General features: G+C 52.4%; 10 protein-coding genes. All 10 read right to left on the minus strand.

Annotated features, from left to right (window positions below; genetic code table 11):
- The 10 genes from dnaE to cdsA all read right to left on the minus strand — a co-directional run bounded on the left by dnaE (position 1) and on the right by cdsA (position 12,902).
- Positions 1-3,483, minus strand: coding sequence for a DNA polymerase III subunit alpha (gene dnaE / locus OGV75_RS05010; RefSeq protein ID WP_286480409.1), 3,483 nt, complete (start codon positions 3,481-3,483; stop codon positions 1-3).
- A 24-nt stretch (positions 3,484-3,507) separates the two neighbouring features.
- The gene (gene rnhB / locus OGV75_RS05015; protein ID WP_019078405.1) at positions 3,508-4,104 is read right to left on the minus strand and encodes a ribonuclease HII; all 597 of its coding nucleotides are present in this window, start codon (positions 4,102-4,104) and stop codon (positions 3,508-3,510) included.
- The gene (gene lpxB / locus OGV75_RS05020) at positions 4,101-5,249 is read right to left on the minus strand and encodes a lipid-A-disaccharide synthase (RefSeq protein ID WP_080859352.1); all 1,149 of its coding nucleotides are present in this window, start codon (positions 5,247-5,249) and stop codon (positions 4,101-4,103) included. Before lpxB ends, rnhB begins: the two co-directional genes overlap by 4 nt.
- A complete protein-coding gene (gene lpxA / locus OGV75_RS05025) occupies positions 5,249-6,037 on the minus strand; it encodes an acyl-ACP--UDP-N-acetylglucosamine O-acyltransferase (protein WP_003018525.1) in 789 nt (262 codons plus the stop codon). The genes lpxB and lpxA overlap by 1 nt, the downstream gene beginning before the upstream one ends.
- 3 nt (positions 6,038-6,040) lie before the next feature.
- Positions 6,041-6,496 (minus strand): 3-hydroxyacyl-ACP dehydratase FabZ, encoded by a 456-nt coding sequence (gene fabZ / locus OGV75_RS05030; RefSeq protein ID WP_003018528.1) that lies wholly within the window; start codon positions 6,494-6,496, stop codon positions 6,041-6,043.
- A gap of 103 nt (positions 6,497-6,599) precedes the next feature.
- Entirely contained in the window at positions 6,600-7,625 is a 1,026-nt protein-coding gene (gene lpxD / locus OGV75_RS05035) for a UDP-3-O-(3-hydroxymyristoyl)glucosamine N-acyltransferase (RefSeq protein ID WP_003018531.1), read from the minus strand.
- Between the two features lie 3 nt (positions 7,626-7,628).
- On the minus strand, positions 7,629-8,114 hold the full coding sequence (gene skp / locus OGV75_RS05040) for a molecular chaperone Skp (protein ID WP_016151765.1): 486 nt from the start codon (positions 8,112-8,114) through the stop codon (positions 7,629-7,631).
- Positions 8,115-8,236: 122 nt separating this feature from the next.
- Entirely contained in the window at positions 8,237-10,651 is a 2,415-nt protein-coding gene (gene bamA / locus OGV75_RS05045; protein WP_016151764.1) for an outer membrane protein assembly factor BamA, read from the minus strand.
- 29 nt (positions 10,652-10,680) lie between these two features.
- On the minus strand, positions 10,681-12,033 hold the full coding sequence (gene rseP / locus OGV75_RS05050) for a sigma E protease regulator RseP (RefSeq protein ID WP_046275344.1): 1,353 nt from the start codon (positions 12,031-12,033) through the stop codon (positions 10,681-10,683).
- An 11-nt stretch (positions 12,034-12,044) separates the two neighbouring features.
- Positions 12,045-12,902, minus strand: a complete 858-nt coding sequence (cdsA, locus tag OGV75_RS05055) for a phosphatidate cytidylyltransferase (protein ID WP_047358501.1) — start codon at positions 12,900-12,902, stop codon at positions 12,045-12,047.
- Positions 12,903-12,904: the final 2 nt, after the last annotated feature.

Below are 12,904 nucleotides of genomic sequence, written 5' to 3' on the forward strand. Positions count from 1 at the left end.
TTAGTCAAACTCCAGTTCCACCTGCTCCGAACCAATAAGGCCACGGAGATCGTTTAGCAAACGATCGCTCGGAGAGACACGCCACGTTGCGCCAAAACGCAATCGCGCACGTGCATCCGCCCTCTGATAGTAGAGATGTACTGGAATTGTCCCCGAGCGGTGGGGTTCCAGAGACTGACGGAGTCGGTTTAAAAGCTGGTCATCAATTTGCCTGTCCGTCAGCGAGATAGCAAGCCCGCGAGCATATTTTTCCCGGGCTTCGTCAATATCCATGACTTCACGGGCCATCATTTTAAGCCCGCCGCTGAAGTCATCAAAGCTGACCTGTCCGCTGACGATAAGTATGCGGTCTTTTTCCAGCAATTGCTGGTATTTATCCAGAGCATCGGTAAACAACATAACTTCCAGACGCCCGGAACGGTCATCCAGGGTACAGATGCCGATACGATTGCCGCGCTTGGTGACCATTACCCGCGCAGCAATGACGAGCCCCGCAGCCGTGGTGACTTTACCACGTTCTGTCGGATGCATGTCTTTCAGCCTGTGGCCTCCAACATAGCGCTCAATTTCTTTTAAATACTGGTTGATGGGGTGTCCCGTCAGGTAAAGCCCTAACGTTTCACGTTCCCCTTCTAATACCACCTGCTCCGGCCACGGTGTACAGTTAGCATAAGACTGTTCAATTTGTTCCGGCTCTTCAGCCAGCACGCCAAACATGTCCGCCTGACCCGTTGCCTCGGCTTTCGCATGCTGATCGGCGGCTTTTAGCGCATCGTTGAGCGAATTCATCAGCGCCGCACGATGCGGACCAAGGCGGTCAAACGCCCCGGACATGATTAACTTTTCCAGCACCCGGCGGTTGAGTTTTTTGATGTCCGTGCGCGCACAGAGATCAAACAGCTCGCGGAAGTAACCGCCTTCGTTGCGCGCCTCAATAATAGCTTCAATTGGCCCTTCACCCACGCCTTTTATCGCGCCGATGCCATAGACAATTTCGCCATCATCATTCACGTGAAAATGATAAAGCCCGGAGTTGATATCCGGCGGCAGGATTTTGAGCCCCATACGCCAGCATTCATCCACCAGCCCGACCACTTTCTCGGTGTTATCCATATCGGCGGTCATTACCGCCGCCATAAACTCGGCGGGGTAATGCGCCTTCAGCCATAGCGTCTGGTAAGAGACCAGCGCATAGGCAGCGGAGTGCGATTTGTTAAATCCGTAACCGGCGAATTTCTCCACCAGGTCAAAGATTTTCATCGCCAGTTCGCCGTCGACGCCGCGCTTTTTCGCCCCTTCTTCAAAGGTGCCGCGCTGCTTAGCCATCTCTTCCGGCTTTTTCTTACCCATCGCACGACGCAACATGTCCGCACCGCCAAGGGTATATCCGGACAACTCCTGGGCAATCTGCATAACCTGTTCCTGATACAGGATAATGCCGTAGGTCGGCTCCAGTACCGGTTTCAGACACTCATGCTGCCATTGTACGTCCGGGTAGGAAATCTCTTCGCGACCATGCTTACGGTCGATAAAGTTATCTACCATCCCCGACTGTAGCGGACCGGGACGGAACAGGGCCACCAGGGCGATCATATCTTCGAAGCAGTCAGGCTGCAGACGTTTGATAAGATCTTTCATGCCGCGGGATTCAAGCTGGAAGACCGCCGTGGTCTCCGAGCGTTGCAGCATGTCGAAGCTTTTCTTGTCATCCAGCGGGATAGCGGCGATATCCAGCGGCGGCTCGCCGTTCTTTTCACGGCGCGCGTTAATCATTTCCAGCGCCCAGTTGATGATGGTGAGCGTACGCAGGCCGAGGAAGTCGAACTTCACAAGGCCAGCATATTCCACGTCGTTCTTATCAAACTGAGTAACCGGGTGCAGCCCCTGTTCATCGCAGTACAGCGGCGCAAAATCGGTAATTTTGGTCGGCGCGATAACTACACCACCGGCGTGTTTACCGGCGTTACGCGTGACGCCTTCCAGCTTACGCGCCATATCGATCAGCGCTTTAACCTCTTCATCTGCCTCATAGATTTCCGGCAGTTGGGGTTCGGCTTCAAAGGCTTTTGCCAGCGTCATGCCCGGATCGGGCGGCACCAGTTTCGAAATACGGTCAACGAAGCCGTACGGGTGTCCCAGCACGCGCCCCACGTCGCGGATAACCGCTTTGGCCGCCATCGTACCGAAGGTAATAATCTGCGAAACCGCATCACGACCGTACATTTCCGCCACGTGTTCAATTACCCGGTCGCGTTTCTCCATACAGAAGTCAACGTCGAAGTCGGGCATTGAGACACGTTCCGGGTTCAGGAATCGTTCGAACAGCAGGTCAAATTCCAGCGGATCCAGGTCGGTAATTTTCAGCGCATAGGCGACAAGCGAGCCCGCACCGGAACCGCGTCCTGGACCTACCGGTACGCCGTTATCTTTCGACCACTGGATAAATTCCATCACGATCAGGAAGTAGCCAGGAAATCCCATCTGGTTGATAACTTTAAGTTCAACTTCCAGACGTTCGTCATAAGGCGGGCGCTTCTGCGCGCGAACTTCAGGGTCCGGGAACAAAAACGCCAGACGTTCTTCCAGACCTTCGCGCGATTTCGCCACGAGGAAATCCTCGGTGGTCATATCACCGGTCGGGAACTGTGGCAGGAAATACTCACCCAGACGTACCGTCACGTTACAGCGCTTAGCTATCTCAACGGTGTTTTGCAGCGCTTCCGGAATATCGGAAAACAGCTCGCACATCTCATCTTCGCTACGCATGTACTGCTGCGGCGAATAATTACGCGGGCGTTTCGGGTCGTCAAGGGTGAACCCGTCATGGATTGCCACGCGGATTTCATGCGCGTCAAAATCACCGGTTTCAAGGAAACGAACATCGTTGGTCGCCACCACCGGAAGACCACGCCTTTCCGCCAGTTCTACCGCTGCATGCAGATAATTTTCTTCATCTTGCCTGCCGGTGCGGATAAGCTCGAGGAAGTAGCAATTTGGAAAATGGTCTTCGTAAAACGCTACGCACTCATCAACCAGTGCGCTATTACCGCGCAGCAGGCTGCGCCCAACGTCGCCCATGCGGCCGCCGGAGAGCAAAATCAAACCTTCTTTTAACTCGGCCAACCAATCCCGGTCAATGACCGGCCCTTCTGCGCCATAACCACGCTGATACGCTTTCGATATCAACAACGTCAGGTTCTGATAGCCGGTATTGTTTGCGGCCAGCACGGTGAGCTGCGTGAGTTCATCGCCCAGCAGATCGCTACGGACATGAAAATCTGCGCCAACTATCGGCTTGATACCCGCACCGTGACCCGCTCCGTAAAACTTCACCAGACCACACAGGTTGGTAAAATCGGTGATCGCCAGCGCAGGCATGCCTAACGCGGCCGCCTTTTTCACCAGCGGCCCGGTTTTCGCCAGCCCATCGATCATGGAGTAGTCGCTGTGCACCCGCAGGTGGACGAAACGAGGTTCAGACATCTTCAGATTCCTTCGACACAAGAATCAGGACGTGAGTCCCAGTGCGCGTTTGACGGGGCCAAAACTACGGCGATGGTGCTCTGTTGCGCCATGCATTGCCAACTTTTCCAGATGAAAAGCGGTTGGATAGCCTTTGTGCTGTGCAAAGCCATACTGCGGGAACACCGTATCCAGGGCCGCCATTTCAGCATCACGAGTGACTTTTGCCAGTATCGACGCCGCGCTAATCTCCGCCACACGGCTATCACCTTTTACCACCGCCAGCGATGGCACCGGTAATGCCGGGCAACGATTGCCGTCGATCAGTACGTATTCCGGCGCTATATGCAGACCCGCAACCGCACGCTGCATGGCCAGCATAGTGGCATGTAAAATATTCAACTCGTCGATTTCATGTGGTTCCGCACGCCCCAGGCTCCAGCTTAACGCTTTTTCTTTAATCTCATCGAATAGCGCCAGGCGACGTTTTTCCGACAGTTTTTTTGAGTCGTTAAGACCGATAATAGGGCGAGCCGGATCCAGAATGACGGCGGCAGTGACGACCGCGCCGACCAAAGGACCACGTCCAACTTCATCTACACCCGCCACTAAATGCGTATGCGGATATACAAATTCAATCATTGCGCTAACTCCAGGACCGCATCCGCCGCCTGCTCATCAGCGTTGCAACGGATCTGCTGATGCAGTTCACGGAATGTGTCGTGCATTGCATGGCTGGTTTTGCCATTCGCCAGCAACGGCAACAGCGCTTGCGACAGCGCCTGCGGTTCGCACTCTTCCTGCAACAGCTCTTTAACCAGTTCTCTTCCCGCCAGCAGGTTAGGTAGCGAAACGTAATCGGTCTTCACCAGACGCTTTGCCAGCCAGAAGGTGAAAGGTTTCATACGATAGCCAACCACCATCGGGCATTTTGCCAGCATACATTCCAGCGCAGCGGTGCCGGAAGCCAGCAGTGCGGCATCGCTGGCAACCATCGCTTCACGTCCCATCCCATTAAGCAGATGTACGGAAAGCTCCGGTGCAACTTCAGCTTTAATGCGCTCAAACTGCTCGCGACGTTTGGCATTCACCAACGGCACTACCACTTCGAGATCTGGATAATGCTGGCGTAACAACTGCGCCGTTTTCAGAAAATCGGCGCTGAGCATCTCCACTTCTGCGCCACGGCTTCCTGGCAATAGCGCCAGGCAGTGAGCGTCATGGGGAATACCCAGAACATCGCGAGCCGCGTTTTTATCCGGGTCTAACGGCATGGCATCTGCCATGGTATGACCGATAAAGCGGCACGGGACATTAAATTTGTCATAAAACGCTTTTTCGAAAGGCAGAAAGGCCAGCACCATATTGGTGGATCTGCCTATTTTGAAAACGCGTTTCTGTCGCCAGGCCCACACAGAGGGGCTGACGTAATGAATGGTTTTAATGCCCTGCTTTTTCAAATTCCCTTCGAGGGTAATATTGAAATCAGGCGCATCAATACCGACGAAAACATCCGGCTTTAAGTCGGTAAATCGGCGAGTGAGATCGGCGCGTATTTGCAGTAAACGGCGCAGGCGTCCGAGCACTTCAACAATGCCCATTACCGCCAGCTCTTCCATTTCGTACCAGGCTTCACAGCCTTCGGCCTGCATCAGCGGACCCGCCACGCCAACAAAACGCGCATTGGGAACGCGAGCCTTGAGTGCACGGATTAACCCTGCACCAAGAATATCGCCGGAGGTTTCTCCGGCGACGAGGGCAATCGTTAAAGGACGCTGCTCAGTCATTAACGAATCAGACCACGCGTTGAGCGCTCAAAGAAGTCGCTGAAAGCCTGAACTTCAGGGTACTGTTTCGCCAGTTCCGCGATTTCCGGTTTCACTTCTTCCAGCGTTTTACCGCTACGGTACAACGCTTTGTAGGCATTACGAATCGCGGTAATCGCTTCGCGGGTGAACCCACGACGCTTCAGACCTTCGATATTGACGCCAAATGGCGTTGCGTGGTTGCCCTGGGCGATAACGTATGGAGGCACGTCCTGAGCAACGCCAGAACAGCCGCCAACCATCACATGCGCGCCGATGATGCAGAACTGATGCACCGCAGTCATGCCGCCGATGATAACAAAATCATCCAGCGATACATGCCCGGCAAGCGTGGCGTTATTCGCCAGAATACAGCGGTTGCCTACCGTACAATCATGCGCGACGTGCGCATTAATCATCAGTAAGTTATCGCTGCCCACCTTCGTCACTCCACCGCCCTGCACTGTGCCACGATGAATGGTGACGCTTTCGCGGATGCGGTTGCGATCGCCAATTTCCACGCGGGTCGGTTCGCCAGCATATTTCAGATCCTGGTTAACTTCACCGATGGAGGCAAACTGATAGATCTCGTTATCGCGACCAATTTTTGTATGGCCATTCACGACAACGTGAGACTTCAGTACGGTACCCTCACCAATTTCAACATGGGGTCCAACAATACAAAATGGGCCAATGTGAGCGTTAGCGCCAATGCTGGCGCCTTCTTCCACAATGGCAGTTGGGTGAATAAAGGCGGATTTATCAATCACGTATCAGGCCTCCCGGCTACGGGCACACATCATCGTTGCTTCGCACACAACTTTACCGTCGACCAGCGCAACCCCTTTAAAACGGGTCAGGCCGCGGCGCGTTTTCTCGAAAGTCACTTCCATGATCATCTGATCGCCTGGCACGACAGGACGCTTAAAGCGCGCTTCGTCAATACCCGCAAAATAGTACAGTTCACCTGGTTCCAGTTTCCCTACGCTTTTAAACGCGAGGATACCAGTGGCCTGCGCCATTGCTTCCAGAATCAGTACGCCAGGGAAAATAGGTTTACCCGGGAAGTGGCCCTGGAAGAAAGGCTCGTTAACAGATACATTTTTCACTGCGCGCAGAAAGCGACCTTCTTCAAAATCCAGCACGCGGTCAACCAGCAGAAACGGAAAACGGTGCGGCAGAAGTTCTAAAATCTCTTCAATATGCAGAGTATGAGTGTTAGTAGTCAAAATACTCTTCCTGTCAAAATATACTAAAAGGCAATAATAACACGGCCTGTCGCAATCGTATGAATGGGACAGGCCGAAAAGTCAGACATGCAAAAACGGTGCTTTAGTCTTGTTGATTAACCTTGCGCTCAATCGCTTTGAGACGCTTGCTCATATCATCAATATTCATCACCAGTGCAGCTGTTTTACGCCATACCTTATTGGGCTGTAGCGGAATGCCTGAGGAATAGACGCCAGGTTCGGTGATAGGACGCATCACCATACCCATGCCAGTAACCGTGACTTTATCGCATATTTCCATATGCCCATTGATCACGCTGGCGCCGCCAATCATGCAGTAACGGCCAATCTTCAGGCTACCCGCCATAATGACGCCACCGGCTACCGCCGTATTGTCGCCAATCACAACGTTATGCGCAATCTGGCACTGGTTATCAATGATAACACCATTACCGATCACAGTATCGTCCAGCGCACCACGGTCAATGGTGGTACAAGCGCCGATCTCGACGCGATCGCCGATAATCACGCGACCAAGCTGCGGGATCTTCACCCAGTTACCGCGATCGTTCGCGTAACCAAATCCATCAGATCCGACGACAGTGCTGGACTGGATCAGGCAATTCTCACCGATCTGAATGTCGTGGTAAATCGTCACATTCGCCCACAAGCGTGAACCTGCGCCGATTTTAGTATTTTTTCCGACGAAGCAGCCTGCGCCGATAACGACGTTATCGCCCAGTTCTACGCCAGACTCAATGACCGCATTTGCGCCCACAGAAACATTATTACCCAGCTTCGCCGTCGCATCGATCACTGCACTCGGTGCAATGTTTTGTGCGGGCTGCGGCGTGGTATCTAAGATTTGCGCCATACGTGCATAGGTCAGGTAGGGATTCTTCACTACCAGCGCAGCACTCTTAGCAAAAGGAAGATCGTCCTGCGTCATCACAACGGCAGAGGCCTGGCATACGCCTAAGTGTTCACGGTACTTAGGATTCACCATGAACGTGATATTGCCAGTTTGCGCAGATTGCATGGACGCTACGCCGGTGATGACGATATCGCCATCACCGTGTAATTCTGCATCCAACTGCTCTGCTAAATCAGCCAGTCGAATTGAAGGCATTACTTATTTAACCTGTTTCAGTACGTCAGCGGTGATGTCTTTTACATCGCTGCTGTTGTATGCAACGGTGTTTGCGTCAACAACCAGATCGATGCTCTGACTGTTAGCAACAGATTTCACAGCTGTCTGGATACGAGTAACCAGTTTGCCACGTTCTTCGTTGGAACGACGCGCACGATCCTGCTCAAAAGCCTGAGCTTTCTGAGAGAAAGTCTGACGCTGAGCCATGACGTCTTTTTCCAGCTTGGTACGATCGCTACCCGCTTTCATGGATTGCAGACGCTGCATTTTAGATTGCAGATCAGATTCCATACGCTGCAGTTCGCTGGCACGGCCTTTGAACTCGTTTTCCAGCGTAGCAGAAACGCCCGTCTTCTGTGCAACCTGTTGGAACAAGCTACCCATGTTGACGATTGCAATTTTGTCAGCAGCCTGTGCGGACGTTGCCATCGCTAAACCGAGACCTGCAGCTAATAACCACTTTTTCACAATTAACTCCTTACCATCCCATTTGCACCCGAAGGTACAGTTCTTTGCGTGGCCAGGCGATCCCATGCAAGATCGCCTAAAGTCATCGCTACACTACCACTACATTCCTTTGCGAAGAACAATTACCAAGTTTTACCAATGTTAAACTGGAACTGTTCCGCTTTGTCTCCATCGTACTTCTTGAACGGCTGGGCGTAGGAGAAAACCAACGGCCCCAATGGGGACATCCATTGTAAAGCGATACCCGCTGACATACGGATATTGTTCGGATCGCTGTAGTCCGGATAACCAGAGTACTTAGCTGAATCCCAGTTCGTATCCCAAACGGTACCCATATCCCAGAAGAACGAGGTACGGACCGAGTTGGCATACTTGTCGCTGATAAACGGCGTCGGGGTAATGAATTCCAGGCTGGCGACAGCCATGGCGTTACCGCCCACCGCATCATCCGATTTACACGGTGAAGTATTGGTGGCGTCACATTCGTTATCGTAATCGCTATCGTTGTTATAACGATTAGCCGGTAAATAGACAGCCTTTGGACCGATGGTGTTGGACTGGAAACCACGCACGGTGCTGGAACCACCGGCATAGAAGTTCTCGTAGAATGGCATCTCTTTGCTGCCGATGCCGTCACCATAGCCCCACTTCGTGCGACCCAGAACAACCCATTTGTGATCGTCATCGATCGGCACATAGGTCGCGGTATCCAACGTCGCTTTGTAGTATTCGTTGTCAGAACCCGGAATGGTTACTTTACCGTTCAGGTTGACACGCGTACCTTCCGTTGGGAAGTACCCACGGTCCAGCTTGTTATATGTCCACCCATAGTTGAAGGTGAAATCGTCTGATTTAAAGCTATCAGCGTCAGGATCCTTACCCATTGAAACCAGATAACGTTGCATTGCAACCTGTGGATCCATGTTAGACAAGGAGTTATGCACATAACCCACACCCGCACGTAAGGTGTTGTATTCGTTGATCGGGAAGCCGAGCGTTGCGTCAGTACCATAACTTTTGTTGGTATAGTCGGACAGGTCTGCATCATCCGCTTTAAAGTCATTGTAGAAAACGCGACCACCAAGGCTCACCCCATCAACGGTGAAATATGGGTTGGTGACAGACAACTCAGTATAGGTCTGATAGTCGTTTTTGGTGCCGTTGATCCCGACTGAATAACCGGTACCTAACCAGTTATCTTGCTGAACGCCAGCCTGGAAGCTCACGCCGCTTTCAGTACCGTAACCAACGCCGAAGTTAAAGCTACCGGTGTTACGCTCTTTAACCTTATAGACCACATCAACCTGATCCGGGCTACCCGGTACACGCTGAGTATCTGTATCGACGGTTTCAAAGTAACCCAGACGGTTCAGACGCTCTTTACCCTGATCGACCAGATCGCTACCCAACCAGGCACCTTCCATCTGGCGCATTTCGCGACGCAGAACGGAATCTTTAGAGGTGTCGTTACCTTCAAAACGAATCTTACGCACGTAGAAACGGTTACCTGCATCCACGTTTACGCGTAATTTAACGGTTTTGTCGGCGTCGTTGATTTCAGGTTGCGACTGTACGCGCGGATAGGCATAGCCATAGCGACCCAGAAGCTTCTTGATATCATCTTCCATTTTGGTCACTTTGGTGCCGTTATAGAGTTCGCCTGGCTCGATTTTGGTCAGGGTCTCAATTTCGGCGGAGTGCCCAGCCAGGTTACCGCTCACCTGTACCCCTGAAAGCTTGTATTGATCGCCTTCAGTGATGTTAACGGTAATGTAGATACCTTTTTTATCCGGCGTCAGGCTAACCTGGGTGGAATCGATATTGAAGCGAGCATAACCGCGATCCAGATAGTAGCTGCGCAAGGTTTCAAGATCGCCCGCCAGTTTCTGTTTCTGGTATTTACGATCGCCCACCACGTTCCACCACGGCACTTCATCACGCAGTTGGAAGTGAGAGATCAGTTCGTCGGTCGAGAAAGCATGGTTGCCGACGATATTGATCTGTTGGATCTTCGCCGAAACGCCTTCCTGGAAGACCAGCTTGAGGTCAACGCGGTTACGCGGCAACGGCGTTACCACCGCTTTCACACTGGCGCTGTACTTACCGACGCTATAGTAGAAATCTTCCAGCCCTTTTTCGATATCGGCTAGCGTGGTGCGATCCAGAGACTCGCCAACACGCACACCAGAAGCCTCGAGGTTTTGCTTGAGCATGTCATCTTTCACCGATTTGTTACCGGAGAAAGTGATGCTGGCAATCGTCGGACGTTCTTTTACCTGAACCAGAAGGGTATCACCATCGCGCAGGACGCGGACATCCTCAAAGTTACCGGTGGCGAACAGAGCACGAATGGTATTACTGATGTCTTCATCATTAACCGTGTCGCCTGTGCGCACCGGCATACTGAGGAGAGCCGCACCAACGGCGACTCGCTGTAGGCCTTCGAAATGAATGTCTTTCACTACGAACCCTTCAGCACCGTATACGGTGGCGCTGCTAAACAGCAGCGACGCTATGAGCAACTTTTTCATCGCCATCGTTATTATGCGTTCTTCCTAACACTCTCTTACAACCGAGAGAAATCATTGAAAAGTGCAAGCCCCATTAACAACACCAGCAAGATAGAGCCAATGCGATAACTAAAGTCTTGAACCCGCTCGGATACCGGACCGCCCTTCAGCTTTTCAATCGCCAGGAACAGCAGATGCCCCCCGTCAAGAACGGGCAACGGAAACAGGTTGATTATCCCTAAGTTCACGCTGATAAGCGCAAGGAACATCAGGTAATAAATAACCCCGAACTCCGCTGACATCCCAGCCCCCTGGGCGATAGAAATCGGCCCACTGAGGTTGTTCAGTTTTACATCACCGGTAATCAATTTTCCCAGCATACTGACCGTCAGCTTCATCAACTGCCACGTTTTATCCGAGGCTTCGAGGATGGCGCTGAATGGCCCATACTGGCGTACAGTCTTATACTCATCAGGCAGAGGAATAACTTTAGGCACCACGCCCGCAAAACCCTCTGCCTTCCCGTTAACCTGTTTTGAATCTGGGGTTAACGTTAAAGACAAGGAACTTCCTTGTCTTTCAATATCTAGCGCTAACGGCTTATCCGGATTATCGCGCACCAGCGTCACGAACGTCATCCATTGCGTCAGCGGCTGACCATTGACTTTAACGATCCTGTCGCCAGCTTGCAAACCCGCCTTACTTGCAGCGGAGTTTACCTGCACTTCTGACAGCACCGATTCAATCTGCGGACCGCGTGGGCGAATCCCTAAACTGGAAACAGGATCCTCTTTGTCTGGCTCAAATGCCCAATGGCGTAAATCCAGCGTTTTGTCCTGCCGCTGGTTGCCGCCAAACTGCGCCACGCTGAGAGTCGTATGTTCATCGCCAATTTTGGATACCAGTTGTAATCGCACGGCATCCCAATCAGGGGTTTCGATACCATCAACCGCTTTTAGTTCCGTACCCGGCTGAATTTGCGCCTGTGCGGCAATCGAGTTGGGTGTTATTTCACCAACAACCGGACGAACGCCAGGGACACCGATGATAAACACCAGCCAATACGCGAAAATAGCAAAAAGGAAGTTGGCAATCGGACCTGCGGCGATGATGGCTGCGCGTTGTCCAACCGTTTTATTGTTGAAAGCGTAATGGCGCAGCTCCGGTGCGACCGGTTCAGCGCGCTCATCCAGCATCTTGACGTAACCGCCGAGGGGAATCAGGGCGATGACGTATTCCGTACCTGATTTATCGGTACGCCGCCAAAGCGCTTTTCCAAAGCCAATGGAAAAGCGTTCGACGCGGACTCCGCAGCGCCGTGCAACCCAGAAATGACCAAATTCATGCACGGTGATAAGCACACCAAGTGCAACGATGAATGCAGCCAGATTCCAGAGAATACTCAGCATAAGACCATCCGTTAGAGTGTCCTGAATACCAGTAACAACAGGCAGGCAAAGACCGGTACCGCAGCCGTCAGGCTATCAATACGATCCAAAATACCGCCGTGTCCTGGTATTAAGTGACCACTGTCCTTAATACCTGCTTCACGCTTAAACATACTCTCGGTCAGGTCACCCAGCACGGAGGCCAGGGCTGCAACGATGGAGCAAATAAGCAAGGTGACAGGCGCAACCTCAAGATTCGCCCACATGCCATAACCCCATGAGATCACGGCCGCAGTGGCGAGTCCGCCAATAAAACCCTGCCAGGTTTTACCAGGAGAAACCTTCGGCGCCAGCTTATGTTTGCCAAATAGCTTACCAAACATATAGGCACCCGAGTCCGCTCCCCAGACGAGGATCATGACATACAGCAGCCATAACGCGCCACTATAATGATTCTCATCATAGTGCCATACACGTAGCGCCAGCATTCCCCAAAAGAAAGGGACTATGGTTAACACGCCGAAAATTATGCGTAATGTTTTGGAATTACGCCAGACCGACGCAGAGCCGGGATAAAACAGCACCAGTAACAGCGCCACGACCCACCAGCCCAGCGACGCCCACAGCGATACTTCAACCAGCGGCTGATGAATATTGCGATGGTATTCCGGCAACAAAAATAGCATCAGTGCCAGCAATAGCCCGCACAAAACAGCCAGCCAGACTCGCTGCGTACGCGTGGTAAAACCGCTTAACTGTCCCCATTCCCAGGCGGCCAGCATACAGACGGCCAGCGTAACAATGGCGAACCCCACCGGCGGCAGCAAAAACAGCGCCGCGATGACAACGGGTATTAAAACAAAAGCAGAAATCAGGCGATACTTCAGCAAAA

The organism is Citrobacter sp. Cb028, assembly GCF_030336705.1.
GTDB classification, from domain to species: Bacteria; Pseudomonadota; Gammaproteobacteria; order Enterobacterales; family Enterobacteriaceae; genus Citrobacter; species Citrobacter braakii.

Excerpts from the sequence above, each read along its gene's own strand:
- bamA (WP_016151764.1), bottom strand. The coding sequence starts at position 10,651 with ATGGCGATGAAAAAGTTGCTCATAGCGTCGCTGCTGTTTAGCAGCGCC.
- rnhB (WP_019078405.1), bottom strand. The coding sequence starts at position 4,104 with ATGATTGAATTTGTATATCCGCATACGCATTTAGTGGCGGGTGTAGAT.
- rseP (WP_046275344.1), bottom strand. The coding sequence starts at position 12,033 with ATGCTGAGTATTCTCTGGAATCTGGCTGCATTCATCGTTGCACTTGGT.
- lpxD (WP_003018531.1), bottom strand. The coding sequence starts at position 7,625 with ATGCCTTCAATTCGACTGGCTGATTTAGCAGAGCAGTTGGATGCAGAA.
- dnaE (WP_286480409.1), bottom strand. The coding sequence starts at position 3,483 with ATGTCTGAACCTCGTTTCGTCCACCTGCGGGTGCACAGCGACTACTCC.
- lpxB (WP_080859352.1), bottom strand. The coding sequence starts at position 5,249 with ATGACTGAGCAGCGTCCTTTAACGATTGCCCTCGTCGCCGGAGAAACC.